We start from the raw sequence: 24983 nt of genomic DNA, 5'->3' as shown, positions 1-24983 counted from the left end.
AAGAAGGGGGAAAAAAAGGGGGAAGAAAGAGGGAAAAGTGAAAAAAAGGAGAAAGGGGAGACAGAGAAAAGAGAAGGGAAGGGAGGAAAAAAGAAGAGAAAAAAGAGAAGAGGAAAGAAGGAAAGAGAAGAAAGAAGGAAAAAGATAGAGGAAAAAAAAAAAGAAAAAAGAAGAGAAGAAAAAGAAGAGAAAAAGGAGAAAAGAAAAAAGAAGAAAAGGAGGAAAGGGAAGAAAGAGAGAAAAGGGAGAAGAGGAAAGAAAGAAAAAAAAAAGAAAGTGAAAAGAGGAGAAAATAAAGAAAGGGAGAAAGAGGGGAAAAGGGAAAGAGGTGAAAAGAAAAGAAAGAAAAAAAGAAGGAGAAAAGAGAGGGAGATAAAAAAAGAAAAGAAAGAAAGGGAAGGAAGATGATATGAAAATGGAAAGAGAATGAGTGAGAGTGGGAGAGAGAGGAGGGGGAGGAGGGAAAGAAGAGGGCACTGGATGAGTGATAAGAGAAATGGAGGGCGGGAAGAAGAGGAAAGAAAGATGGGAGAGAACAGAGGAGGTAGGAGTTAGATGAGAAAAGTTAAAGGAAAATAAGAATGGTGGAGGAGGAGAAGAGGAAAAGAAAAAAGAAAAAAGGAGAAAAATAGTGTAGAGAGAAAAAAGATAGAGCGAGGAGAAAAGAGAGGATACCACGTGTGGATATAGTGGAGGCGCGGCCCGGCCGCATCCACGCGAGAACGATCAACTCCTCCAACAGCGAGGATTGGGACCCGTGCAGCCGAGGTCGCCGCCGGCGAGGTGTAAGGGCTGCTCGTCTCGCCGGAGCCGGCTGAACAACCCACTTTCCGCGACACGTCCTGCCCAAGCTCGCGGCCAGCCACGGTCCTCCTGTGTGGACAGGCCCACTTGCATCTCCCGACATGGGGCCACGACTTCCGTCCCGACTACCCGCCGGCTGCGGACTATGCTCCGTCCGCCCTCCCGCCGTACTCCTCCTGGTGCTCGCCAGCCACCATCACCGCGACGGCCAACGCCCCGCGTCAACCGCCGACGTCAGCCGACAGCTGGGCACGGGCGCTTGCACGAACCGGGCGCTCGTGCTGCGCGGGGCTCTGTACCGGGAGAGCTGAGCCCGTCTTCCTCCAGCCTCCCGGGCGCCGCCCACCGGCTGGCTGTCTCTCCGACCACCTCGTCAGAGGCTGCCCGGCTCCGTGATCATCTACACCCTGAACGTCGCCGCCGCCAGGAGGTGTACGGCGTTCCTGTCGCCGCCTGCGGGCAACACGTCCACCGGGGGGCGTACACCGGCAAGACGTCGAACGCTGACCCGCCAGCAGGCCGGTAGGAGGATCTGCTCGCCACCGCGTCAAGGCCCTTGTCGCGACGGTCCCCGCCCTCGGCATGGGCTTCGACAGCCCGTGACCTGGGCTTCGTCGTCCACCTGGGCTCGCCCTCCTCCCCCTCGCCTACTCACCAGGCGGTTGGCCGCGCCCGGTCGCGGCGTGAGCACGCGGGGTCGCTGCTCCCGGCCGTGATGAACGAGGCGATCTGGACGTAACTTGCGCCGTCGCTGGTCCTTCCCAGCCCGATTGGCAGTGCGCCGCAACGCTGTCGTGCCGGTCCGCCGCGGACCGCCGCTCCTCGCTGCCCGCCCTGGGCCGCTCGTCGAGCTGCGCCGCTCCCGGCTGAGACCATGCTCAGAGGTGCTCCGTGACGTGGACGGCGGCCGTCCACCGGGTCGCGGGCGGCTGGACCGCCACGTGCCGCCATCGGGCGTACGACGCCGAGCGCTACGCCTGGGTTGGACCCGGCGGCGGGCGGCCGACAGCAGGCCATAGCGCGACTACGCCACGACGGACGCGTGCCGGATGGGTTCCTGCGGCGGCATCTGACGACGAGCAGGCGCCCCTTCGGCCCGCTGCGAACAACTGCGCGTGCGCCCGCCGCTTCGCCCCGGGGTCTCGCAGGAGCGCTCGAGTCCCGCGTCGACCGCGGCAAGGAGTTCCTGTGCGAGACGGTGACAGTGGCGCTGGGCACGTTCGCCGTCCCCGTGACGGATCTTCCCGCGTACTCCCCGCACTTGAAGGGAACCATCGAGGCGCTCAACGATGCGGTGGAGGAGATGTTCCTGGTCACGCTCCCCCGCTACACCCACCGGCAGAGGCTCGCCGGGGGGACGGCTCGCCGACCCCGACGCCCCGCCGCTTGCGTTCGAGGCGTTCGTCCACTTGCTGCTGGAATGGGTGGCCTGGTGGAACACCTCCCACCGGCCCGACACGCTCGGCGGGAAAACGCCCCTCGAGGCGTGGCGGGCCGACCCCACCCCGATCAGCGACGTCCAGCCCAAGGACCTGGCCACGTTCTCCCTGGAGGACGACGGCCGCACCCACACCCTCACCACCAGCGGAATCCGCTGGCGGCGCCGCGACTACCTGGCCGACTGGATGGTCGGCAACACCGGCACCAAAGTCATCATCCGGTATCTGCCCCACCACGACGACCAGATCGAGGTCTTCGACACCACCACCGGACACCACCTCGGACCGGCGTTCCTGGCCGAGGCGGCCACCCCCGAGCAGATCCGGGCCGTACGCGCCGCACGCACCGCCGCCGCACGCCGCCTCAAAGCCGACCTCAAAGCCGCCGAGAAACTACGGCGCCAGCGTTTCGAAGCCGTCACCACCGCCACCGCCCCCAAACGCCTCGGCTCACTCACCACGGCCCAGGCAGACGCCGAGCTCGACGCGGGCGCGGCCGGGGACCGGCGGTCCCTGGCCCGGCCCGACTACATCCCCCACGGCCCCGCACCCGACACCTGGGCACACCCCATCCCCACCCGCCAGCCGGACGACGAGAAAGAGACGCGATGATCGACCTGGACTACGGTCTGCTGCCCGCCGAGACCGAAGACCACTTCCTCGGCCTGGAACACGCACAGCTGGTCGGCACCGAGGCGCTGCTGACCACCCGGGACAACATCGAGGCAGTCATCGAGGCGAAAGCCATGATGTGCGTCCACGGTCCCGCCGGCTCCGGCAAGACCATGTCGGTCAACTCGGCGCTGCGCCACCTGGCGCCCGAGAACACCTACCGGCTCGAACTGCGTGCCGGACCCACCCCCCGCGACATCCGCCACGGCCTGTTCAAGGCCCTCGGCCTGCCCGGCGAACCCCCAACAAGGCCCATCGAGTTCGACAACCTCCTCAAAGACGCGCTCGCCGAGGAGTTCCGCATCCTGGTCTGCGACGAGGCGCAGTGGATGAAGAAGACCTCGTTCGAGTACTGGCGGCACCTGTGGGACGACAAACGCACCGACATCGCCGTGATCTTCGCCGGGGGCGACGGCTGCTACAAAGTCCTCAAACGCGAACCCATGCTCGCCTCCCGCATCTACCTGTGGCAGGAGTTCACCCGCATGTCCCGGGCCGAGGTCCTCGCGACCATCCCCGCCTTCCACCCCGTCTGGGCACAGACCGACACCGCGCTGATCGACGCCATCGACAAGCAGGCCGCCCACGGCAGCTTCCGCAACTGGGCCAACGTCACCGCCCACATCCTGACCGGCATGAAGAAGAAAAAACTGAAGAAGGTCGACGAAGAACTCGTCCACTGGGTCTACAGCAAGATCGGCGGCATGTGACAGCCCGCCAGGCCGCAGCACCGGCACCGTTACAACAGCCGCCGGCCGCCAGGACCGGCCACGGCCCGGCACCGGTCACCGTGGTCATCGACCGGCAGGACGATCCCCAGGTCACCGCGGCGGCGCTGGGGACCCACGCCCCGGCCGAGGGCCGTATCACCGTGCACCCCACACCCGCCGTCGGAACCCCCGCCGCCCTGGCCCAAGACGTCCTCCACGCACTCGGCAAAACCATCATCGGCACCGGCGAGCAGCACGGGACGTGGGCCGACTCCCTGCAACCCGCCTGGGCAGCGGCCGCCGCCTGGACCAGCGCACACAGCATCGACCACCTCATCGTCACCCGCACCCACCAACTCACCACCCGTCGCATCCAGCAACTGCTCGAACTGCGCCGACGCACCGGAATCCGTCTCACCCTCCTGTGGCACACCCGCCCCACCCACGCCCTCACCACAGCGCTGGACGACACCGAACACCGGATGACCGAAGACCTCCACTCCACCTTGCCGCAGCTCCAACAACACCCAACGGCACAACGCGACGCAGCACTTCAGCTCCCGAGCGACGACAACCATCGCGGCCGGTACAGCCAGGCATGGATCGCCCCTCCCCCACCGCGCCGAGGCCACACAACGCCCCGGCCACCACGCGCCCGATGCCCGGGAGCCGACCACGCCACACCACCGCCCCAGGCGCACTCCCCGACCGAGTCGGGCAACCACGACGAAACGACCGACCAGCTCGCCGCGCGGCTGAACACCCTCGCCCACCCGCTGTACGCAGCGGCGCTCGCCACCACCATCCTCACCGGGGCCAGCACCGAACGCCTGGCACTGCTCCGCAGCACCGACATCAGCACAGCGAACGCAACAGTGAAGATCCACGACGGCCCCACCCACCGCCGCTGCCGCCTCCACCCCACCCCCGCCTGGGCCCGGCCCCTCCTCCACGCCGCCACCCTCTACCACCACCAGAGCGGCCGCCCGCCCGAGGCCACCGTGTTCCCCCTCATCACCAGCCGAGGCGGAAACGAACTCGCCACCCACGCCCGGGCCGTTCGCCTCCACCTCTCCCGCTGACCAACCACGGAACAACACCAGACACACCCCCGAGCCACCACAGCGCCATGACCAGCATCAACACACCCCGTGATACCAACCGGCACCAAACCGACCCAGCAAATCGCCAAAAACGTCAGCACCACATCGGCACCCACTGCCAGCGGCCCCGAACCACCAACCCCCGACCTCACCACAGCCGTTCCCACCCAAAAACTACTGACACTTCCACGCCGAACCCACACCGACAAACCAATGCAGACCATCACGCGTTCATGCGTCAGGTGAGGCGGGAGTTTCGGCGGAGGTGTCAGGACCGCCGGGGCTGCGCCAACTCGGGCAGGACGCAACGCCGGAGACCAGAAGTGACCGGACCAGGTCACCCTGGGACGCGGATCAAATCGCTGGAGACGGACACGGAGGCTCGGTGCTACCTGGGTGCTGGTCTCCCGTCTCGCTGAAGGCAGCGCGGTCGCATCGAATCCTGATCGGTGACAGGCCGGCTCACGAGGTCATAGCTTGTGCAGTCCCGTGTACGGGCTGATGATTCGGACTTCGTGCGAGCCGAAGTCGACGAGCATCGCGGTCTCGTCCTCTACACCGATGACCGTACCCAGGCCGTACCGATCATGTGAGACCCGTTCTCCTAGGGCAAAGTGCTTGGCCAGCGGAGCAACCGGGGCCTTGAAGGGGCTCGTGGACAGGTGGCGCCGGGGCGCGGATCGTTTCGTCATATGGGGCCAGTATGCACCGTCAAAGTTCCCGAACGGTCAGGCCAGCTCCATCTCTGCACCGAACGGCGCCAGTACGTCGAGTTCTTCCTCCCCTCTCACCACTGCCATCGTCACGATCCGTAACCTCATCCGCCGCGCCTGATGTGCCCACCGCCGGAACACTCGCCCCCGCACCCCACAACGGTCCAGGTCGCCGAGAGATGGACGCAGGCACAGCGGACACGAACCCTCCAGATGATCACAGAGCGTAGAGAATTCCGTGATCATCTCGTTCCTCTCCGTCGCGCAACCCGCTCCGCCGTATCTGCGGAGCGTCAGGAGCTCAGGGCGGGCTTCTCCGGCGTCAGCGAGTTGCCCGCGGGGATCCTGCCGCAGTCGGACGGAGGGGTCTTGCCCGCGAACCGGTCGTTGAGCCAGCTCAGCGCGAGGGGCGCCCAGGGCACGGTGCTGCCGAAGTGGCCGAGCAGGTCGTACTGGCGATACTTGATCGACTTGTTGCCGTTGTCGCAGTACTGCCGGGCCAGCGATCGCACGTCTCCGGCGACCATGACTCCGTCGCCGGTCCCGATGCCCGGCAGATTGCTGAAGGTTCCTTCCTCCACGCCGCCGTTGCCCTGCGCGATGAACCCGGGGACGGTCGGGGTCGCGGCCGAACCGAGGTTGAGCCTGTTCACCGCTTTGAGGAACTCGGGCACGGAGTTCGGGTCGGCGTACTCCGGCTTCGCCATCTTCTTCCACGTCAGGCCCGGGTACTGGCCCAGGACATTGATGATCGAGGCGTGTTCGAGCTTCTTGTACACCTCCAGGCCGTAGCTGCTCATGTACGGCTTCAGATCGATGTCGTAGGCGCGGGTGACCCCGATGAGCGCCATAGGCATGACACCGGCCCATACGAGGCTGCCGCCGACGTACTTGAGGTTGTGCGCGGGGTCGACGAACAGCCCTCCCTCGGCGAAGCCCACCAGTCTGCGGTCGACCTCCGGTGCGTAGCTCGGCGCGAGCGCGGCCGCCCAGTGGGTTGCGATGGCACCGCCCGAGTAACCGATCAGGCCGAACCGGGTGCCGGCGTTCATGCCGGTCTCCGGGGATCTGCTGACGGCCCGGATCGAGTCCAGTGTGTTGGTCCCGTACTCCGGGCCGGCCGCGAAGTCGGCGTCCTGCCCCTCGGTGTCCGGGATGACGACGTCGTAGCCCTGCAGCAGAAGCGGCACCAGGACGAGGGACTCGCCGCTGGGGATGAGGCCGCCGAGACCGACGTCACCCGCGATCGCCCGGGAGGGCCCGTCCGCGGGACTGAGGGAGTCGTAGGCCGATTGGTACGACACCGCCTTGCGGCCGTCGCCGCCCGGGCTGCGCACCACTGAGGTCACGCCGGCGGACGGACGGCCCTGAGCATCGGTGGTGCGGTAGAGCAGTTGGACCGCCTTGACCGGTGTCGGGATGCCCACGACGTGGTACTGCAGCGTCCGTGTCTTCAGCACCGTGCCGGGCGCGAACGAAGACAGGGGCTCACTGCCGTCGTAGGCGTAGAACGGATCGTTCTTCGCGGCCGTCGCCGGCGCGGACGGGGCGGCTGCGGCGGTTGCCGCCGGAGCCGCGGTGATGGCCAGTGCCATGACGGCTGCGGTTGCCAGTTGACGTGTGGCGGATCTGTGCATGACTCCCCCGGCTCGCGAAATGGATCACAGGGATGCTTGATGCGTGCGTTACCACAGGTATCGGTGAGGAAAGTTACCAAACGGTAAGTCCGTTGCACAGGGATCCGACGGGACTTCCCGCACCGCTGCCGACGGCCCCAGGAGAGCCAGCACACGGAATGGAACGTTCCATTCTGGTAGGGTTCGGGATGTGACAACGACGGAGGAGCGCATCATCAGCGCCGCCAGCAGCGCCTTCATCGACATGGGGTACGAGGTGTCGATGGCCGAGATCGCCCGGCGGGCGGGCATGGGAATGAGTGCGATCTACCGGCACTACCCGAGCAAGCACGACCTCGTCACCGCGGTCCGCCTGGCGGGCATGTCCTTCATCACCGACCAGGCCCGGCGGGCGCTGGCGAGCGAGCCGGACGGAACGCGGGCCCTGGAGCGCTTCCTGTTCGCCTGCCTCGAGGCCCGGGCCGGGCACATGCTGCCGGTACTGGGCAGGCGCCAGGCCCCCACCCCGGGTCTGGACGCGGTCAGGGAGGAGATGCACCGGGCCATCGACGCCATCACCGAGCGGGCGCGGGCGGAAGGCGCCCTGCGCGCGGAGGTGACGGGGGCGGACCTGCTGCTCCTCCTGGACCACCTCAGTCCGTCCTTGCCGCTGGACCACCCCCAGGCCCTGCTTCTCCAGCGCCGGTACGCCCGCATGGTGCTCGACGGCCTGCGCGTTCCCTCCGCCGCCACGCTGCCGGGGCCTGCGCCCGACTGGGACCTGATGCGGTTCCTCTGGGACGGCCGAGGGCCGCAGGACTGATCCTGATCATCGAAGGGGGGAGTTCGGAGTGAACAGAGAAATGACCCAGACACTGCTCGTCCGTGGCGGACTGCTGCTGACCATGGACACCGCCGCCCAGGCCGCGTTCCACGCCGACATCCTGGCCCGCGACGGTGTGATCACGGAGATCGGCCCGGACATCGAAGCCCCTGAAGGCGCGCGGATCATCGATGCCGACGGCGCGATCGTGCTGCCCGGGTTCGTCGACACCCACCGCCACATGTGGCAGGCCGCCCTGCGCGGCATGGGTGCGAACCTGACTCTCGGGGACTACTTCCCCCGGGTCGCCGGGGCGCTCGCCGCGCAGTTCACCCCCGACGACGTGCATCTGGGCCAGACGCTGAGCGCCTGGGCCGCCCTCGACGCGGGCGTCACCACCGTCCAGGACGTGGCCAACATCCACGACACCCCGGCGCACTCCGACGCCGCGCTCCAGGCCCTGCGCGACACCGGGCTGCGCACGGTCCTGGCCTACGGCCACTCCTTCGCCGCCCGGCACGCCGACCGGGTCGCTGCCGACGGTCTCTCGCGCGACGCCGTCCGGCTGCGCGGTCTGCTCGCCGACGACCGGGCCCTGGTGACCATGGCTCTGGAGGCCACCGCCCGCAGCGAAGAAGGCACCCTGGCCAACTGGCACCTGGCCGCCGAACTCGACCTTCCCGTCGCCCTGCACGTCATAGGAGGGTTCAGCGAGGAACCCCCGATCGGCATGCTCCAGCGGCTCGGTCTGCTCGCCGCGCACGGCGAACGCGCGACCTACATCCACGCCACCGATCTCGACGCCTCGCAGTACACCCTCATCCGCGACAGCGGCGGGCACCTGTCCATCGCCCCGGTGGTGGAGATGCTGATGGGCCAGGGGTACCCGCCGCTGCTCGACGCGCTCGACGCCGGGCTCTCCCCCAGCCTGAGCGCCGACGTCGAAGTCACCGTCCCCAGCGACATGTTCACGCAGATGCGGGCCGCGCTCCAGGCCGTGCGCCAGGCCGCCCACACCCGCGCCCGTCTCGACGGCTCGGACCCCCTCATGGTCACCGCCGAGCAGATCCTGTCCTTCGCCACCATCGAAGGCGCCCGCGCCCTCGGGCTGGACGACCGCACCGGCTCCCTGACCGTCGGCAAGCAGGCGGACCTGATCGTGCTCTCCACCGACCGCCCCGGAATGCGCCCCGTCAACGACCCGGCGGCAGCCGTGGTCCTGCACGCGGACCGGGGCGACATCGACGCCGTGGTCGTCGCCGGACGCGTCCTCAAGGAACGCGGCCGCCTCGTCGCCAACGGACTCCCGCGCCTGTACGAGCAGGTGGACGCCCTGCGCGACCGCCTCACCACGCCCGGGCACTAGCCGCTCCCCCGGCACACACGAGAAGCGCTGCTGCTTCCTCCAAGACATGGTGCACAAGGAACCGGGGATACTCCTTGGTGGGCACAACCACATCCGTCCTGATCGAGATTCCCTTCGAAAGGACACCGCTCATGTCCTCCAGCCGTCGTCTGCTCGGCGTTCTCGTATCCGCCGGCGCTCTCCTCGCCACCGCCGTGGTGCCCGCCTCCGCTTCCGGGGCCGCCCCTTCGCGCGCCGCGGCGGGCCCCGCTCCGGGCAGGACTCCGGTCCTGGTCGACTGCCTGCGCCACGACCGGGTCGCGCCGCGCGAGTACCTGCTGGCGTGCGGGGACGGAAACAACGGTCTGCGCGAGCTGCGCTGGGCGGACTGGACCACCCGCGTCGCGCACGGCGTGGGCAGGCAGGTCGTCAACGACTGCGTACCGGACTGCGCTCGGGGCCACTTCCACACGTTCCGGGTGCGTGTGGAGGTGTACCGGCCGGTGCCCCGGGCCGGAAAGGCTCCGTACTTCTCCCGGCTGAAGGTCGTCTACCCCGGCCAACGCCCGGCGGGCTCCGGGCCGTCACAGACCTATCCGTTGGGCTAGCACGATGCCTTTCGGCGCGTCCAACTGCTTTCACGAGCGGACCTGCACTACGGCGTGGGTGCCGGAAGTCCGCCAATCCGGCGTTGAGTTGAGCTCCGCGAGAGTTCCTGTCCCGAGGCCGACGATGACGTCGGACTTAAGCGTGCGCAGGGCCGCGATCCGTCCTGGGAAGTGACCGGTGACCCCGGCGAACGGGGTCGTCGGCTCCCACCAGCGGTCGCCGACCAGCCGACGGTAGTTCAGGTCACCCTTCAGGATCGTCACCGTGGCCGATGCGAACTCGTGCCGCAGGGCCACCGGCATGGCGGTGTAGTCGAACGGCGCGCAGAAGCAGGAGTCCGCCCGCACGCGCAACCGCCCGAGGGCGGCTGCCTCTCTCAACCGCTCCCCTGCCGCTCGGGCCTCGCCCTTGCCGAGCAGGAGCGCGCGCAGGCCGTCGGCGACGTCTGCGAGCGTGGCGTCGGAGACGTAGTACGGCGACGGCTTCACGTGCAGCACGACCTCGTCGGCCAGACCGTGCGCGAGGAGATGGTCGATGAGGGCCAGGTCGGCGACCACCTCACTGCCTGCGTTGTCAGCGACCACGGCGACCGTTCCGCCGGCCTCGGACCGTAGCAGCTCCCACAGGCGTGCGCTGTCGTCGGCCACCAGACCGGAGGCCTCGGTCCCCTGCCCCGCGGTGATCTGGAAGCCCAGGTCGGCGCGGTTGCCCCAGAGACTGGACAGCAGCAAGGCCTGGCCCTGCTCCTCCTCGGCCAGTTCGACGACATCGTCGAGCGCGGCGATCTCCGCCGACACCGCCTCACCCGCGAGCTCGGTCTGCTTGAAGGGGGCGAACGGATCGACACCCAGCCATGGCCCGGGCCTGAAGTAGCCGGTGGCCTCCAGGAGGCGCCGGTAGAAGAACGACTCCGCCCACAGGAACGGCACCTCCGCCCATGGGCGGCCGTACAGGCCGTTCCCCCAGTCGCGCCAGAGCTGGGCGTCGACGGCGCCGTCCGGAAGCGGCCGGATCACGCCGTGGACGTTCTCCTCCGCGAGCACGGACAGCGCCCGGCGCTGCTCAGGGCCGAAAGGCCAGGCCTCAACCAGCCGTTCGATCAGCGCCGGATGCCGCTTGATGAAGACGTCCTTGGCGAAGGGCGACTCGCTGGAAACGATGACCGGGGCTTGCTGGGTCATGAGCGTCTGTTCCTCTCGGAGTGGGATCAGGTCGAGGGCGAGCATGCCGCGCCCATGCCGATGAGAGTGCGGCTGGGCGCGGACAGGTGCGGCCCGGCTGCCGCTCGCACAGCTTCATCGGCCATACTGCCGCCGTGGAGCACCGCATAGGTCAGAACAGCCCGCCCGTACACGCCGCCGGAACCGATCCGGCGTTCGTCCCCGGCCTGCCTCCGCCGCGCCCTGCCGAGGCGGAGGAATCTCCGCCGGTACCGGCGGACGTACCGGCGGACGCCGTCCCGGATACTCGCGCCGAACCGGAACCGGAACCGGAGGCGGAAGCGGAGGTTGTCGCCGAGGAGGAGTCGCGGCCGGTGGCCGACGGCCCGGCCTTCGAGGTGTCCGACCGGCGCGGTTCGATCACGGTTGACAGCACCGGCGTCACTTTCCGGCTGGACGACGAGACCGCCGAGTTCGGCTGGTCGGAGATCGGCGCGGTGGAGACGAACATCCCCCGGTTCGGCCGTCGGCTCACCGTCACCGTCCACACCACCAGGCGTCGCAGCTACGACGCCGACATCGAAGCGCCCAACCGGAGTCTGCCCAAGCAGTGGGCGGCGGAACTGGACACCGTGCTGGACTCCTACTTCGAGGACGCCGAGACCACCGAGACCACGGACTGACCAACACGCCGAGCCCGCCGGGAAGTGGTCAGACGGGCTGGATCCGGGCGTGCAGGAGGCAGAATTCGTTGCCTTCCGGGTCGGCCAGGACGTGCCGGCTCTCGCTGCCGGTCTGGCCGACGTCGACGGGCCCGGCGCCGAGGGCGAAAGGCCCACCCGCCGTTTCCCGTGCGGTACTTGACGACGATCGCAGCACAGCGGGGGTTCGCGGGTGGTGCGGATCTCGTCACGGGTGCGAGGCCCGGGTCCCGCGTCGTCGCAGGTGGTCATGGACGACGCGGGACACGTGCGGCTTGTCGGCCGGGCGAGGCGGGCGGGGCGGCGTCGGGACGCCGGGAGTCTGCACGCCTCGCAGGCCGCGGTCCGGGCTCGTGTCGTGAGCCCCTAGGCATCGCCGCCCTTGGGTCCGGCCTGCTGCACGACCTCGAAGGTCCACACCGTCGATCCGGAGGCCGCGGGCTTCTGCTGGGGGGCGCCGTCGGTGCTGCCTCGGTGGGCGGCCTTCATCGGGCCCTCCATCCACGCCTGGAAGTCCTCCTCGCTGCGCCAGCGGGTGTAGACCAGGTACGTGTCGGTTCCCTCGACGGGCCGGAGCAGCTCGAACCACTCGAAGCCGTCCGAGCCCTCCACCGCGCCGGCGCGGGAGGCGAAACGCTGCTCGAGGACCTCGCGCTGCTCGGTCGGGACGGTCAGAACATTGATCTTGACAACACTCATGACCCCTATCCTGCCGCAAACACCCGTAAGGAGATCAGCGAGGGTGAACTGCGGCATGACCGACTAGTGACAACAATCGGCTTCCGAGACCTATGGGATCCAGACGGACGATATGCCAAGATCATCCTCCACGCGCGTGCCGGAGATCGCAGGCACGCCTTCCGGCACAGTTCTGGGAACGGTGAATCATGTCCGTGCGGGAGACCATGATGCCTCTGAACCTGTTGGATCCGGCCGGTCCGTCGGAGCTGCGGCTGCGTGTGCTGGGGCATATATCGGCGCAGTACGGCACCACTGATCTGGTCCTGGGGCCGCGCCGGCACCGGGCCCTGCTGGCCTTACTGGCCCTCAGGCCGGGCCGGGTGGTCCCCACCGGGCTGCTCATCGAGGAGTTGTGGGGCGACGCGCCGCCGCGCCGGCCCGTCGCCACCCTGCAGACCTATGTCTGCCATCTGCGCCGTGCGCTGGACTCGGCCACCGGGCGCAAGAATCCTTCCCTGTTGAGCTATCGGGCGCCGGGCTACGTCCTGCGGCTCTTCCCGGAGCAGGTGGACGCCCACCGTTTCGAGGATCTGGTCAGGTCCGGCTGCCGGCTGCTGGACGGGCAGGACGCGCCCGGCGCGCGGGACGCGCTCACCGAGGCCCTGTCCCTCTGGCACGGCGATCCCTACCAGGAGTTCGAGGAACTCCCGGTGCTCGCCGACGAGTCCGCCCGGCTGGAGCAGGTCCGTCTGACGGCCGTGGAGTCGCTGGCCCGGGCCCGTCTGACGCTCGGTGAGGCCGCCACGGTCGCGGCCGAGCTCGCGCCGGAAGCGCGCCGCTACCCCATGCGCGAGCATCTGATCGGCCACTTGATGACCGCCCTGTCGGAGATCGGATGCCAGGCCGAGGCGTTGCGCATTTACGAACGGACCCGCACGTGTCTGGCCGAGGAGTTCGGGGTGGACGCCGGGGCCGAGCTCAAGCGGGTCCACGCCGCGGTCCTCCGGCAGGAATCCCGTCGTCGCATCGCCGTCGTCACCGCACCCCCGCCGAAACCGGAACTCAGCGGTCCGAAGCCCGTCATCTCCGTACGGATCCCTGCGGTCCTCGGGCCCGCCCGGAACATGCCGGGGATGCGGCCGGACGTTTCCCGGGCACACCCTCTCGCCGGCGGGTTGCGGGTGGCCACGCTCCAGTCGATCAGCATCGGTGTGATGCCGCCGGCCCCTGCGCGACCTGTACCGCGAGCGGCCCGACATCCGGCTGGTCCTGACCGAGTACATGAACGCCGGGGAGTTGCAGGCCGCGCTGGAGTCCGGGGAGGCCGACCTCGCCGTCGGCCCGTTGCCCGACGCGTGGCCCCATCCGGTGCACCTGCTGGGCACCGAGGAGTTCGTCATCGTGCTGCCCCCGGGCGACCCGTCCGATCTCAACCCCGCCGCGCGGGTGCCGTTCTCGGCGCTGCGTGACCGCGAGTGGGTCCGCCTCGCCCCGCGCAACGGTCTCGCCCGCTTCCTCGACGAGGGCTGTGCCGCGGCGGGTTTCCGCCCCAGCACCGCGATCTTCACCGAACAGAGCGCCGCCGCACCGCTGTTGACCCTGTCCGGCCTCGGTCCCGCGCTGATTCCGGCGAACATGCTCCCTCCGTATTTCCCCGGGCGCGTCTTCCTGCCCGACCCGCCCATCCGCCGCACCCTGGCCGCCTACTCCTACGGCCGCCCGGACGCGGTGGCCACCGCCTTCATCGAGAAGCTGGTGGCCGGCGCGCACATCATGCCTCCCGGCCTGGTGGAGGCGTTCCCCCGATGTTGACGGCGACGCCGCTCAAGGCGGCGCCTCTCAACCGGCCGCCGCGGCCAGCCGTTCCACGATCCGTGTGAGCAGCTCGGGGGTGGTGGCGAAGTTGAGCCGGACGAAGCCCCGGCCCGGCGGGCCGCAGTCGGTGCCGTCGACCAGCGTCACCCCGGCCCGGCGGGAGAAGAACTCCGCCAGGCCGTCCTCCGGCAGGCCCAGCCCCCGGAAGTCCAGCCAGCCGAGGAAGGTGCCCTCCGGCGGGACGAGTCCCACCTCCGGCAGGTGCGCGGCCAGCAGTTCGGCCAGCAGCCTCCGGTTGCCGTCCAGCCGGGCGAGCACGGCCTCCAGCCAGGGCCGTCCGGAGCGGTAGGCGGCCACCGCGGCCACGGCGCCCAAGGTGGCCGTGCCGTCGGTGGCCAGCCGTCCGAGCCGTGCCCACCGCTCCCGGTCCGCGTCGTTGGTGAGCAGCACCTGGGCGCACTTGAGCCCGGCCAGGTTCCATCCCTTGGACGCCGAGGTGGCGGTGAGGGTGTGCCGGGCGGCCGTCGGTGAGACGGACGCGTACGGCACGTGGCGGTGGCCGGGGAGCGCCAGCGGCGCGTGCACCTCGTCGGCGAACACCCGGCCGCCGTGCCGCTCCACCACGTCGCTGATGGCGTGCAGTTCGCCCCGCTCCATCACCCTGCCGAGGGGGTTGTGCGGGTTGCACAGCACCAGCAGGTGGCCGCCGGCCGCGTAGGCGCGGTCCAGCGCGTCCAGGTCGTAGACGTACCGGTCGCCGGAGCGGACGAGTTCCATCTGGAGGACCGGGCGGTCCAGCAGTCCGGGCACCGTGAGGAACGGCGTGTACGCCGGTACCGGGACGATCACCGGCGAGCCGGGGCGGGAGAAGTGTGCGACGGCCACGTGGAAGGCGCGCACCACGTCGGGCAGCAGCCGGACGTCCTCCGGGTCCACCCGCCAGCCGTAGCGCTCGTCCTGCCAGGCCGCGCAGGCCGCACCGGCGTCGGCCGCCAACGAGGGGGTGAGGTAGCCCAGTCGGTCGCGGGCCACGGCGGTCCGCAGCGCGGAGGTCACCGCCGGCGCGGTGCCGAAGTCCATCTCGGCGGCGCAGGCCCCGAGTCCGCCGGGGCCGGCTGTCTCCCACTTGAGCCGGTCCAGGGCGCCCGGGCCGGGGAAGGGGGCGGGCGGGCGTGTCATTCGCTCAGGACGTGTTGTCCGGAGGCGATGCTCTCCTCCCAGTTCTGCCCGTCGAATTCGACGAACTCGACGTTCTCGGCGGCCGAGAGGTCCAGGCAGCGGGCGTTGACGCTGAAGTACCCGGTGGGGTGCGAGCGCGGCCGGTAGAAGGGCATGATCCCGCAGACGGCGCAGAAGGTGTGGTCCGCGATGCGGTTGCCGAACCGGTAGGGCTTGAGGTACTCCTGCCCCTGGTGCAGGGTGAACCGCTCCTCGGGAACCATCAGTTCCTGGTGCCCCGACTTGTAGCAGATCCCGCAGTTGCACAGGGTGAGGGTGAGGTTGCGGCCGGCGCGGGCCGAGAACCGTACGCCCCCGCAGTGGCATGCGCCCTCGTACCACACCCGCTCGATCCCGCCGTCGGCGTCGGTGGACGGCTCAGACATGGCACTCCGCCCCGGCCGGCTCGGCGTCGAGCGACGGCAGGTCCACCGACATCGGAAGGCCGGTGTGCGGCCGCAACGAGTCGTAGTGGTGGGACACATGGCCCGCGGCGGCCGGCCGGCGGGTGAAGAAGATCAGCATGTCCCGGGTGGACGGCTGCTCGGGGTCGGCGGCGGTCACGGGGGAGACGCTGTGTTTGCGCTCGTGATCGACCACGAGCAGGGTGTCCAGGAAGCGGCCGTGCCGGACGTGGCCCAGCACCAGCTCCGGGTCGGTCTCGTGCCACCGGGCGCCGTTGGTCTCGCCCATGTCGTGGAGGTACGTCACCGCGCTGTCCTCGGTCATATTGGTGCTGCCGAGGAGCGTGGTCATGGTGTGGTCCACTCCGTCGCTGTGGACGCCCTCCAGCGCCGGCTCGCCCAGCAGGGCGGCGTCGGTGATCGTCCTGAGGTTGAACAACGTGCAGATCCAGTCGGTCGACCCGTAGTCCAGGAGCGGGCGGTGAGCCGTCTGCACGCCGTCGACGATCAGGAGCTTGAAGGCCAGCAGGGCCTGGAAGGCGGTGTTCAGCTGGAGGTCGTCCTGCACCTCCTCGAAGACGCGCAGCTCCCCCGAGTCGTGCCGGACGAAGTCCTCCTCCTTGGACAGGACGAAGGGCTGGAACTCCAGCCGACGGGCCTGCCGGGCCACCGGATCGAGCCGGAAGCGGCCGTTCCGGGACTTCCGGAAGGGCAGCGTCGGATCGCCGCGCAGTCCGTCGCTGACGAGTTCCAGGCTCTCCAGGTCCGCCGCCGAGGCCCCCAGCGACCGGAGAATGCCCGCCGTCTGCGGGCCCTCGACGAAGACCGACCGGTCGCGTATGTACCGGGATTTGATGTCCCTGATTTCCGCGAAAACAGCCGGGTTGATTTCCGAGGTTTTCATGCAACCTCCCTGTGAATGGTCCGGACGGGCGACCGCGTCGCATTCCGCGGCAAAAGTTAGGTGCGTCCGGATCGGGGTGTCAAGTCCCGTGAGCCGCAGCGTATTTGCCGGGGTGTTGCCGTCGAAACCCGGTCATCAACAGTGCGTTGACATGGCGTTGACGTCTCGTCGGCACCGCTCCTCTAACTTTTTTCCGAGGCGGCAGGGCAACGCCGTTCCGGCCCTAACTGACTTCACCTGGGGGAGCACGTGACGAAAGAGAGTCGCACGGCGGTCGGCTTCGAAGAGGGCCGTACCGGAGGAGCGAAATGGTTCAACGACCTCACCCGGTCGCGGTTCGCGGGCCCCGTGACCCCGCACCACCGGGTCCTGTCGCGCTCGGTCTCCCCGGAGACGCTCGCCGTGCACGCCGGCACCTATGAGGATCCCGTCACCGGTGCCGTCGGGACCCCGGTCTTCCAGACCAGCACCTTCCTGCTGGACGAGGCCAGTTACGCGGCCTTCTCCGACGGCACCTCGCGCGACGTCCCCATCTACACCCGCTACGGCAACCCCTCCCAGTGGTCGGTCCAGGAGAAGATCGCGGCTCTGGAGGGCAGCCGCAGCGCCCTGGTGACCTCCTCCGGGATGAGCGCCATCGCCAGCACCGTCTATGCGCTCACCAACGCCGGCAGCCACATCATCTCCGCCTACGACGCCTACGGCGGGACCTACAACCTGCTGCGCGAGGACATGCCCTCGGCCGGCCGCGAGGTCACCTTCGTCGACCCCACCGACCTCGACGCCATCGAGGCCGCGGTCCGCCCCGAGACCCAGCTGCTGTTCTTCGAGACCCTGACCAATCCCCTGCTCAAGGCCCCCTCGATCCGGCGCATCGCCCGGATCGCCAAGGAGGCCAACGCCCTGCTGGTGGTGGACAACACCTTCCTCTCCCCCGTGAACATGCGGCCGCTGGACCTGGGTGCCGACGTGGTCGTGCACAGCGCCACCAAGTACCTCGGCGGGCACAGCGACCTGACCGCCGGTGCCGTCGTCGGCCGCCGGAAGTTCCTCGACCGGATCTGGGCGCAGGCCCTGAGATTCGGCGGGACGCTGGAACCCCTCACCGCCTTCCTCCTCGAACGCGGTCTGAAGACCCTCCCCCTGCGCATGCGGGCCCAGAACGAGAACGCCCGCGAGATCGCCCGGTATCTCGCCGGGCATCCGGAGATAGTCGCGGTCCACCACCCGGAAATCGGCGGCGACCGTTACGCGGACCTGGAACGCGCGGACTACGCGGGCTACGGCGGGATGGTCAGTTTCGAGGTGCGCGGCGGGGACGCGGCCGCGCTGGCCTTCATGAAGAAACTCAGCATCCCTTATGTCGCCACCAGCCTCGGCGGTGTCGAATCCCTGGTGAGCATGCCCAGCAATACCTCGCACAGTTCGCTGACCGCACGCCAGCGGGCCCAGATCGGTATCAATCCCGGACTGGTCAGGTTCTCGGTGGGCATCGAGAACGCCCGGGACCTGATCCGCGACCTGGACAACGCACTCGGCACGCCGGACGAGGCCGCGCCGGACAAAAACGTGCCGGGCGAGGCCGTGTCGCAAGAAAACGTGCCGGACGAGAAGGACATGCGATGAGGAACAGCTTCAACACCGCCGGATTCAGCGAAGTGGTCCACGAAATCCGCAACGACCCCGCCGAGGCCGATTTCTGGTACGCCGCGAAGGCCCGGTCCTCGCCCCACCGCGGCCTGTCCGCGAGCCTGGGCCCCGCGCTGTTCGGCTCGATCAAGTCCGCGCGCCGCTTCCACGTCGAGGTCGGGGACCCGGCCGGCACCCCGGGCGCGGACGGCCCGCTGCCCCTGCACCTCGCGCTCACCGGCATCGCCTCCTGCGCCCTGACCACCCTGGTCGGCGGCGGCAGCGCCCAGGGCGTCGTCTTCGACAGCGCCGACATGGAACTGACCTGCCAGGACGGCACGTACAGCTCGCGGATCGCCATCGGGGGCGTCCCGGACGGCGACGTGGTGGCCGGACTCGTCGACCAGGTCGAGCAGTTCAGCCCCAACTACCGCACCCTGACCCAGCACGCCCCCGTGGCCCTGGAATTCGCCTCGCGCCCCCTGCCGGACGCGGCCGACGGGCACGTCACGGCCACCGGCACCGCCGCCTGCCTGGTGCGCTGGGTCAGCGGCACCCAGCTCCTCTCCCGCCCGCTGGGCCCCGGCGCCGGGGAGGACCTGCGGATCGACGCCCCCAAGCAGCTCACCGGCGTCGACTGGGGACCAACCCGCAGGAGTACCTGCCTCATGGGCCTGGCCGCCGATGTGGCCGCCAGTTGGGCCGCCGCGCAGCCGCGAGGCCACCCGGCCGGCCGCTGACCTGGGAGGTGACCGCCACCGGGCCGGAGTGAGGACGTCCGGCGGGACTGCTCCAGGCCGTCCCCTCGGCCGTCCGTCCACCTCCAGGACGTCGCCCTGCACGTGCACCCGCCACCGGACGCCGAACCGGGCACCGGGGCCGAGTGGAGGAGCTCTGTCCGCCGCCGCCTTCGCCGACTCACCGGTGCGCGACACTGCATCCAGCACCGCTCGTTCCGCCGACATCTCCTGGCAACTGCAGGGATCGACGCTGCGATGAACCACGACCGCCCCACCGACGTCCTCGCCATCGGCACGCAGGACCCGCCAACATCAGCCTGGCGGCCCTGGCGCGCGCCCCTGGACGGACTCGCCGTCACCGCCCTGGAGTCCAGTACCTCCGTCGGCTGGCCACCCGCGCCTGCTCTGGAGCGGCTCCCGCCTCCAGGTCAGCGGAGTGAAGGACCTCGTGTGAGCTAGGTCGACCCGCGCAGCCGCTTCGGCTTCCTCAACTTCCTCCACGAACAGGGCGCGGCTCTACCGCCACCTCATCGCGGCCGCCGACCACGTCAGCCGCAAGGAGTTCGACCAGTACTTCACCTGGGCCGCCCAGCTCCTGGACGTGCGCCTCGGCGACGCGTCGAGGCCGTCGAACACCACGGCGACCGCTTCCTCGTCACCGCACCACCCGCGGCACCCGCCACGCGACCACCTCGTCCTCGGCGTCGGGCAGACCCCCCGCACTGCCCGACTGCGCCCGGGACATCGCCCACCCCCATCTGTGGCACGCCGCCGAGCACCTCACCCGCGACGTCCCGCTGGACGCCGGGACGTGCTGCTCGTCGGGCGGCGGACAGAGCGCCGCGGAAGTGGCCTGGACCTCCATGTCCGGCCGCGCGGCACGCCCCGCCGCCTGACCTGGCGTCACCGGACCGCCGCGGCTTCGCCCCGCTCGACGACTCGCCGTTCGCCGACGAGTGGTTCAACCCCGCTACGTGGAGTACTTCCGCGACCTGCCCGCCTGAGGGCGGGCGACCTGCTCGCACGGCAGCGCCTGCGCCGGCACCGGCAATCACCCGCGGATACTCCTCTCCAGGTCTACAAAGCGCCTCTACGACTGACTGGCACGGCGCGGAGTTGCACACGCGGAACACCGGGCGGAAAAATGGGGGTATGGAAGCGGGTGGAGGGCGCGGGAATGGGGAACACCGCGGAGGGAGGTGGAGGACGGTGACGGAAGCATACCGGCGAGGAGCGTAGAACACTCCGGTAACGGCCGACCACCAGGGGTTGCCAAAGGATAAGGGTCCTGGCTCCGGTTGGAGGTCATCGCCTGCGGCGGGGACTGGGGGGGCTGGTAGGGTACAACGGAACACGGCAGGCCGGGGCCCGGGGAGCACTTGGTACGGCGCGGGGAGGGGATGGGCCGGTTCGGCGGAGTACGGGTGGGCCGGGCACGGATCCGGTTAGGCCCGTGATTGCCCAGGGGTTTTACTGGAAGGGTTGAGAAATAGGGGGGGCTCGGGTGAGGGCGGCTTTATACGAGTGGACATATGGGGGCGGCGCGACAGGGAGACCGGCGGAGTGATACATGGACCACCGGAGCCCAGGGACCTGGGGCAGCGACTGGACGGGACGGCGGGGCCACGGACCCTTCTGAGGTGTTAGCGATCGGGTAGGCGCGGAGGAGGCCGGGGGTTTGGGTAGTCCAGCGGAACCATAGGGGAGGCGGCGTAGCGAGGAGGGGGTGAGCTGCGGACTCGGGCAAGGAATGCATCGCAGGGAGCGGCTCGCGGCGGATGGGATTGCCCACAGGTGCCGGACCTTTTGAGGGGCCGGAAGAAGATGGATCATGGCACCGGGGGTTCCTGGTAAAGCTTACGGCCCTGGGCCTGGGTAGACAGGACGGCGGAGGCGGCACTCCCGGCGGGCGGTTATGGAGGGGCCCGGAGCGGACGGACTCGGAAGTACAAGCGGAAAGTCCGTGGCAACGGAAAACTGATTCGGATGCTGCGCGGGCGGCGGAGTAGGCGGCAGGCCCGCGGGCAGGTTGCCCTACGCGGACCACGGGGCAGTGGAACGGCGGCGGACTCAGGGGTGGGCACGCAGGAGCCGTCGGTAGTGCGTATCTCCAGGGCGGGGTCAGGATCCTCGGGGACCGTGGCCTACCCGCGGTCGGCAAGGAACGGGTAACCTCTGGACTTTCCGGTGGACGGACGGTCTCGGATTTGCCTCGGGCGCCTGGCTCGGGAACCGGGTAGCCTTTCTCGTTTGAAGGACGGGTTGCGCGCGGCGCGGTTGGAAACCGGAACCGCCCTGGAGTGGCACCCGGAAGACCGGGGTGGACGGGAGGTAGACCTCGGTGTACTCGCCGCCAGTCCGCCTGCAGAGGTGGCCAGCCTGCCCCGCCGACGCACGACCTCGCGGGCCACGACGCCGAGACTCCAGCCCCTCTCGGGCCACGGTGGCGTTGAAGGTGTCGACGGCCGTCGTCAGCATCACCTGCGCACCGGATCCCACCGGCTGCATGGGCCAGGATGACGTGGCGTCTGCTTGACGATGCCGGCGGCTTCTCGACCGCGATCTCGCCTGGAGCGTCCCGCCGAGCCGGGCGGGTGGCTTCAGGTACGATGGGGCGTGGAGACGCCACGTCCCCGCACGAGTGGACGTTGGTGGGTCCAGGAGCCGCCCATCCCGACCTCGCACGACGGGCGCACGTCCAACGGGTAGCCGGATACGGCGGAGGCGAAGCGGCCGTACGCCCATGCGGTCAGCACCTCGAAGAAGGACAGCCGGTACTCCGTGCTGCGCGTCGACCCACTCGACCGTAGGCTTGATGTCCTCGTAGGTCTGATGAACCGCCTACTGGCGGAGGAATCGCGCGCCGCTGCCAGGCTGATCCACGCTCGTGGATCGACTGCCACGTGCGGAGAGGTGTACCGCCCCACCTGTGGTGCCCGGGCAGATCGAAAGCGCGAGCAGGGCCCTCGATCATGCGGGCGGTGGAGGTTTTGTTGGTCCCGGTGAGGTGGATGGACGGGGTACGCAGCGATGCGGCTCGCCAGTACGTTCAATCAGCGCGGCGATCCTGGTGACGGACGGCTCCAGCTTGGTCTCGCCCCACGGCCGGCCCCAGCTCCGTCTCGGACGGCGCGCAGGGCCGCGTCCACATCGGGGTCCTCCGCGCCCGGGGAAGTCGGCCGCCTGGGGGCCGGCCCTGGGTGCGCAGGGTGCGGCTGGCCGGCTCGATGGACGGCGAGGTGGGGTCGCGGGGGTCTCCGGTCGATGATCGTCGAAGAGTCGCAGGTCGGCAGGGGTCGGGCTGTGTTCTGGCCGGGTTGTCGCTCACGGCGGACTTCCAGTTTACGTACCCGGTCCCCGTAACCGCGGGCAGTCGGCCGCCTGGGGCGATGGGGCGTCCCCCCGCTCGAGCGAAACGCCGAGAGTGGGGGAGGGGGGGCGCGGCACGGGCACCCCTTCCCAGCGCCGGGCCGGGGCGACCACTCGCCGTCCAACGCAGGTGCCCGGAGCCGATCGGCTCCGAGGCGGCATTCGGTTGCACCGCCTCACGGTGGGTGTGCTCGCCGCGCCTGAGGGGTGCCGCCCCTGCGCCCAGCCCAGTTGTTGCAGCTCCCAGCGGCACGACTGCACCGCACGGCGGCTGGCACGAGATAACGCCTCCGGCAGCTGTGTCCAGCTGGGCGGTGATGACGGGTGATGTCCTCCGTTCCGACTTGGGAACGGACGGCCCCGGATCTTGTCCACGACCTGGGGTTCCCGGCTTACGCCAGAACGCCCGTTGCCGAGCTTTGGCGTTTTCGCTGGCGAGGAGCTCTCCTTCTACGCCGCCTTGCCGACGGGTCGCACTGGTCTATCCAAGAAGCTTGCGCTCGGACGGCGAAGTTCGATGACCGGAGAGGTCGAGGGCACCTCGACGCCGGCGGAACGGGGCGGGCCGCCAGCGGGGGGGGATTGGCTTTGGGCGGGTTCCTGCGAGGCGACGCCATGCGTGGGCCGTCGCCGTGAAGGCGCGTACGCCCTCGGATGGAAGCCGCAGCAGCTCCGGACGGCCGCCTCGTGGCGCAAGAGCGCAGCTGCCCGCGAGGGCTCAGCCGGGCCGGACCCCGCTGTGCCGGGGCGTGGAGCCCCCTGGTCGGAGCACGGAGCGGCGGACCTCGGTTGATGACCGTACTGGACGGTTCTCGATCCCCCGCTCGGGCGCCGGCGGTCCCGGAAACACGGAGTCCGTCGGCCAACCGGCGGATGACGAACCGACAGTCGCGCCGCCCGTGAGCGTCGTCCCACAGCGTCTCCGTGACGGAGGAGGACGACCAGGCGTGGAGGGGACGCAGCAGCGTCACGTCAGCGACCTCGCCCACGCGACGCGCGTTCGGAGACCACGGCACCGCCTCGCCGCCGCCTGGAAGGTGGTCTTGGACAGCTCGAACGTTACCAGTCGAAGACCTCGTCCCAGGCGAAGTGGAACAGGGCGCGGAGAGCTTGGACGAGAAAAATGGTAGTCCTAGTAGTACGCGTTCGACCTCGGCGCACGAACGGAGTTCAGGCGGGACGAGTGATCCACAGGTCCCCCCCCCCCCCCTCCCGGTCGAGGACATCCACACCGCGACGCGTCGGCTAGCGGGCCCCTCGACGCGTCCGCGCCGTTCATCAGCGCGAGCGGGTGGAGTTCCAGATCTTGTTGGCGAAGTTGCGGAGCCCTGGACCCAGTCCTCGCACCGACTGGACGTCGGACGCCCGGATGTTGGACGCCGCGCCGCGAGGGTGAAGTCGCAGGCGTCGGTAGACACGCTACTTGTCCAATCCACGTCGGCGGGTTGACCACCGTTCCCGAAGGACTTGGACATCTGCGTCTGCGCGATCTGGTCACGGGACCATGCACGTGCATGGGGATGGTAGTGGACACCGCTGCGGGGTGCCGTCCATCGCGTAGAGGCGCGAACATATCATCCGGCGACACAGAAGGAAGAGGATGTCGTAGCCGGTGACCGCAGGCCAGAGTTGGGTAGAACTTCGCGAGCGACTCGGGCGGCTCAGGGCCAGCCGCGGTGGAGAAACGGCCACAGGCGAGGGGAACAGGGTGCAGGACGCGGAGTCTGGTTACCAGCCCTCGCCGCTCGGCGGATCCTCGCCGCGTGTCCGACGGCAAGACGACCTCGCCCTTCGGGCCGTACAGTCCTTTGACGGGTGATGCGTGGCCCCACACAGCTGGCGCGAGATCACCAGTCGTGGAGGTTGTCGACCCAGTCGAAGTACCGGCTTCTCCATCTCCTGCGGGTTGGATCGCTTGACTTTGCCCGCGCGTCGGACCGCGTCACACGGCGGCCTTTCGCCAGCGGACCGACCCTTGACCCACAAGTGCTAGGACAGCGGGGCTCCTCCTGATGCAGTGGGTCTCTGCAGCGCGGGCAGTGGCCGAAGGAATAGTGGGACGTAGGGCCGCTCTCAGGTCCGACGATCCGGTCATCGGCGCGCATGCTTCGGCGACGTATGGCGGAGCTGGGGCCTCCAGGCGGTTCCTGGACCTGGAAGGGGCCGTGGGCAGTGATGACCGGCCCGTTGCTCGTCCATCACGGCGATCCCCGGACGGGCAGGGCCGTGCCGCATGGCCCGATCCTCGAAGTCGTTCGCGGTCGTGGGCGGGCGTCACCTGACGGCGCCGAGGCCCGAAGCTCACGGGTCGACGTGCTAGGTCGGCGACGACCGGGATGGAGGAGTCGGTCAGCGGCTAGCTGATGAGCTGCCGACCAGAGTGCTTGTAGCGCATCGTCCTCGGGTGTGGACGGCCGACGGCGTGTCTGCCGAGCCATCACGTCCTTCCGGCAGAGGGTGGCGTGGCGCGACGATGGTCTCGTCGCACTCCCGTATTCATGGAGGACCAGCTTCACCGTCGTCGTCCT

General features: G+C 69.1%; 21 protein-coding genes and 4 pseudogenes. 14 read left to right on the top strand and 11 right to left on the bottom strand.

Annotated elements, in window-relative coordinates; all coding sequences use genetic code 11:
• The 4 genes from ABD794_RS04130 to ABD794_RS04115 all read left to right on the top strand — a co-directional run.
• The coding region (locus tag ABD794_RS04130) for a hypothetical protein (RefSeq protein ID WP_344960948.1) at positions 1 to 408 on the top strand (408 nt) is incomplete at its 5' end.
• 1805 nt (positions 409 to 2213) lie between these two features.
• A complete protein-coding gene (locus tag ABD794_RS04125; protein ID WP_344960947.1) occupies positions 2214 to 2855 on the top strand; it encodes a Mu transposase C-terminal domain-containing protein in 642 nt (213 codons plus the stop codon).
• Positions 2852 to 3625, top strand: coding sequence for an AAA family ATPase (locus ABD794_RS04120; protein WP_344960946.1), 774 nt, complete (start codon positions 2852 to 2854; stop codon positions 3623 to 3625). Before ABD794_RS04125 ends, ABD794_RS04120 begins: the two co-directional genes overlap by 4 nt.
• The gene (locus tag ABD794_RS04115) at positions 3622 to 4707 is read left to right on the top strand and encodes a hypothetical protein (protein ID WP_344960945.1); all 1086 of its coding nucleotides are present in this window, start codon (positions 3622 to 3624) and stop codon (positions 4705 to 4707) included. The genes ABD794_RS04120 and ABD794_RS04115 overlap by 4 nt, the downstream gene beginning before the upstream one ends.
• Positions 4708 to 5198: 491 nt before the next feature.
• Here ABD794_RS04115 and ABD794_RS04110 read toward each other — a convergent pair whose 3' ends face one another.
• Entirely contained in the window at positions 5199 to 5420 is a 222-nt protein-coding gene (locus tag ABD794_RS04110) for a hypothetical protein (RefSeq protein WP_344960944.1), read from the bottom strand.
• A 314-nt stretch (positions 5421 to 5734) separates the two neighbouring features.
• Positions 5735 to 7036: a lipase family protein gene (locus tag ABD794_RS04105; protein WP_344960943.1), complete on the bottom strand. Its 1302-nt coding sequence runs from the start codon at positions 7034 to 7036 to the stop codon at positions 5735 to 5737.
• Between the two features lie 232 nt (positions 7037 to 7268).
• On the opposite strand from ABD794_RS04105, the gene ABD794_RS04100 reads away from it, so the two are divergent.
• The 3 genes from ABD794_RS04100 (at position 7269) to ABD794_RS04090 (ending at position 9833) form a co-directional block, all read left to right on the top strand.
• Positions 7269 to 7880 carry a TetR/AcrR family transcriptional regulator gene (locus tag ABD794_RS04100; RefSeq protein WP_344960941.1) on the top strand — a complete coding sequence of 204 codons (612 nt, stop codon included), beginning with the start codon at positions 7269 to 7271 and terminating at the stop codon, positions 7878 to 7880.
• Positions 7881 to 7920: 40 nt separating this feature from the next.
• On the top strand, positions 7921 to 9246 hold the full coding sequence (locus tag ABD794_RS04095; RefSeq protein ID WP_344960940.1) for an amidohydrolase family protein: 1326 nt from the start codon (positions 7921 to 7923) through the stop codon (positions 9244 to 9246).
• A 131-nt stretch (positions 9247 to 9377) separates the two neighbouring features.
• Positions 9378 to 9833, top strand: coding sequence for a hypothetical protein (locus ABD794_RS04090; protein ID WP_344960939.1), 456 nt, complete (start codon positions 9378 to 9380; stop codon positions 9831 to 9833).
• 30 nt (positions 9834 to 9863) lie between these two features.
• Here the strand turns inward: ABD794_RS04090 and ABD794_RS04085 are convergent, their stop codons facing one another.
• A complete protein-coding gene (locus ABD794_RS04085; protein ID WP_344960938.1) occupies positions 9864 to 11060 on the bottom strand; it encodes a damage-control phosphatase ARMT1 family protein in 1197 nt (398 codons plus the stop codon).
• Positions 11061 to 11149: 89 nt separating this feature from the next.
• Between ABD794_RS04085 and ABD794_RS04080 the strand changes: the two genes are divergently transcribed.
• A complete protein-coding gene (locus ABD794_RS04080; RefSeq protein WP_344960937.1) occupies positions 11150 to 11677 on the top strand; it encodes a hypothetical protein in 528 nt (175 codons plus the stop codon).
• A 28-nt stretch (positions 11678 to 11705) separates the two neighbouring features.
• On the opposite strand, the pseudogene ABD794_RS04075 reads toward ABD794_RS04080, so the two are convergent.
• Positions 11706 to 11822, bottom strand: a pseudogene (locus tag ABD794_RS04075) (VOC family protein); the annotation flags it as partial.
• A gap of 239 nt (positions 11823 to 12061) precedes the next feature.
• Positions 12062 to 12394, bottom strand: coding sequence for an antibiotic biosynthesis monooxygenase family protein (locus ABD794_RS04070; RefSeq protein ID WP_344960936.1), 333 nt, complete (start codon positions 12392 to 12394; stop codon positions 12062 to 12064).
• A gap of 188 nt (positions 12395 to 12582) precedes the next feature.
• On the opposite strand from ABD794_RS04070, the pseudogene ABD794_RS04065 reads away from it, so the two are divergent.
• A pseudogene (locus ABD794_RS04065) lies at positions 12583 to 13368 on the top strand (AfsR/SARP family transcriptional regulator); the annotation flags it as partial.
• A gap of 289 nt (positions 13369 to 13657) precedes the next feature.
• Complete coding sequence (locus tag ABD794_RS04060; protein WP_344960935.1) at positions 13658 to 14188, top strand: LysR family transcriptional regulator substrate-binding protein; 531 nt, start codon at positions 13658 to 13660, stop codon at positions 14186 to 14188.
• A 27-nt stretch (positions 14189 to 14215) separates the two neighbouring features.
• Here ABD794_RS04060 and ABD794_RS04055 read toward each other — a convergent pair whose 3' ends face one another.
• Genes ABD794_RS04055 through ABD794_RS04045 form a run of 3 tightly spaced genes read right to left on the bottom strand, consistent with a single transcriptional unit; the run spans position 14216 to position 16717 of the window.
• Entirely contained in the window at positions 14216 to 15370 is a 1155-nt protein-coding gene (locus ABD794_RS04055) for a MalY/PatB family protein (RefSeq protein WP_344960934.1), read from the bottom strand.
• Positions 15367 to 15795: a GFA family protein gene (locus ABD794_RS04050; protein WP_344960933.1), complete on the bottom strand. Its 429-nt coding sequence runs from the start codon at positions 15793 to 15795 to the stop codon at positions 15367 to 15369. Before ABD794_RS04050 ends, ABD794_RS04055 begins: the two co-directional genes overlap by 4 nt.
• Positions 15788 to 16717, bottom strand: coding sequence for a 2OG-Fe dioxygenase family protein (locus tag ABD794_RS04045; RefSeq protein ID WP_344960931.1), 930 nt, complete (start codon positions 16715 to 16717; stop codon positions 15788 to 15790). The genes ABD794_RS04050 and ABD794_RS04045 overlap by 8 nt, the downstream gene beginning before the upstream one ends.
• Before the next feature lie 249 nt (positions 16718 to 16966).
• On the opposite strand from ABD794_RS04045, the gene ABD794_RS04040 reads away from it, so the two are divergent.
• From ABD794_RS04040 to ABD794_RS04030, 3 genes are all read left to right on the top strand, one after another.
• A complete protein-coding gene (locus ABD794_RS04040; RefSeq protein WP_344960930.1) occupies positions 16967 to 18343 on the top strand; it encodes a trans-sulfuration enzyme family protein in 1377 nt (458 codons plus the stop codon).
• Positions 18340 to 19086 carry a hypothetical protein gene (locus ABD794_RS04035; protein ID WP_344960929.1) on the top strand — a complete coding sequence of 249 codons (747 nt, stop codon included), beginning with the start codon at positions 18340 to 18342 and terminating at the stop codon, positions 19084 to 19086. The genes ABD794_RS04040 and ABD794_RS04035 overlap by 4 nt, the downstream gene beginning before the upstream one ends.
• Before the next feature lie 255 nt (positions 19087 to 19341).
• Positions 19342 to 19545 (top strand): hypothetical protein, encoded by a 204-nt coding sequence (locus ABD794_RS04030; protein WP_344960928.1) that lies wholly within the window; start codon positions 19342 to 19344, stop codon positions 19543 to 19545.
• Between the two features lie 57 nt (positions 19546 to 19602).
• On the opposite strand, the gene ABD794_RS04025 is transcribed toward ABD794_RS04030, so the two are convergent.
• The gene (locus ABD794_RS04025) at positions 19603 to 19725 is read right to left on the bottom strand and encodes a hypothetical protein (RefSeq protein ID WP_344960927.1); all 123 of its coding nucleotides are present in this window, start codon (positions 19723 to 19725) and stop codon (positions 19603 to 19605) included.
• Between the two features lie 50 nt (positions 19726 to 19775).
• On the opposite strand from ABD794_RS04025, the pseudogene ABD794_RS18545 reads away from it, so the two are divergent.
• Positions 19776 to 19982 (top strand): annotated as a pseudogene (locus ABD794_RS18545) (SidA/IucD/PvdA family monooxygenase); the annotation flags it as partial.
• 2153 nt (positions 19983 to 22135) lie between these two features.
• On the opposite strand, the gene ABD794_RS04020 reads toward ABD794_RS18545, so the two are convergent.
• Positions 22136 to 22414, bottom strand: a complete 279-nt coding sequence (locus ABD794_RS04020; RefSeq protein ID WP_344960926.1) for a hypothetical protein — start codon at positions 22412 to 22414, stop codon at positions 22136 to 22138.
• Between the two features lie 528 nt (positions 22415 to 22942).
• A pseudogene (locus ABD794_RS18540) lies at positions 22943 to 24862 on the bottom strand (class I tRNA ligase family protein); the annotation flags it as partial.
• Positions 24863 to 24983 lie beyond the last annotated feature (121 nt).

The organism is Streptomyces thioluteus (assembly GCF_039535865.1).
Note: the sequence above shows the minus strand (reverse complement) of the source record. Positions and strands in the feature narration are given on the sequence as shown.

What these genes read in the sequence shown, in the direction of transcription:
- ABD794_RS04045 (WP_344960931.1), bottom strand. Translation starts at nt 16,717, where the DNA reads ATGAAAACCTCGGAAATCAACCCGGCTGTTTTCGCGGAAATCAGGGAC.
- ABD794_RS04070 (WP_344960936.1), bottom strand. Translation starts at nt 12,394, where the DNA reads ATGAGTGTTGTCAAGATCAATGTTCTGACCGTCCCGACCGAGCAGCGC.
- ABD794_RS04050 (WP_344960933.1), bottom strand. Translation starts at nt 15,795, where the DNA reads ATGTCTGAGCCGTCCACCGACGCCGACGGCGGGATCGAGCGGGTGTGG.
- ABD794_RS04120 (WP_344960946.1), top strand. Translation starts at nt 2,852, where the DNA reads ATGATCGACCTGGACTACGGTCTGCTGCCCGCCGAGACCGAAGACCAC.
- ABD794_RS04030 (WP_344960928.1), top strand. Translation starts at nt 19,342, where the DNA reads ATGAACCACGACCGCCCCACCGACGTCCTCGCCATCGGCACGCAGGAC.
- ABD794_RS04060 (WP_344960935.1), top strand. Translation starts at nt 13,658, where the DNA reads ATGAACGCCGGGGAGTTGCAGGCCGCGCTGGAGTCCGGGGAGGCCGAC.
- ABD794_RS04090 (WP_344960939.1), top strand. Translation starts at nt 9,378, where the DNA reads ATGTCCTCCAGCCGTCGTCTGCTCGGCGTTCTCGTATCCGCCGGCGCT.
- ABD794_RS04085 (WP_344960938.1), bottom strand. Translation starts at nt 11,060, where the DNA reads ATGCTCGCCCTCGACCTGATCCCACTCCGAGAGGAACAGACGCTCATG.
- ABD794_RS04105 (WP_344960943.1), bottom strand. Translation starts at nt 7,036, where the DNA reads ATGGCACTGGCCATCACCGCGGCTCCGGCGGCAACCGCCGCAGCCGCC.
- ABD794_RS04035 (WP_344960929.1), top strand. Translation starts at nt 18,340, where the DNA reads ATGAGGAACAGCTTCAACACCGCCGGATTCAGCGAAGTGGTCCACGAA.
- ABD794_RS04110 (WP_344960944.1), bottom strand. Translation starts at nt 5,420, where the DNA reads ATGACGAAACGATCCGCGCCCCGGCGCCACCTGTCCACGAGCCCCTTC.
- ABD794_RS04055 (WP_344960934.1), bottom strand. Translation starts at nt 15,370, where the DNA reads ATGACACGCCCGCCCGCCCCCTTCCCCGGCCCGGGCGCCCTGGACCGG.
- ABD794_RS04095 (WP_344960940.1), top strand. Translation starts at nt 7,921, where the DNA reads ATGACCCAGACACTGCTCGTCCGTGGCGGACTGCTGCTGACCATGGAC.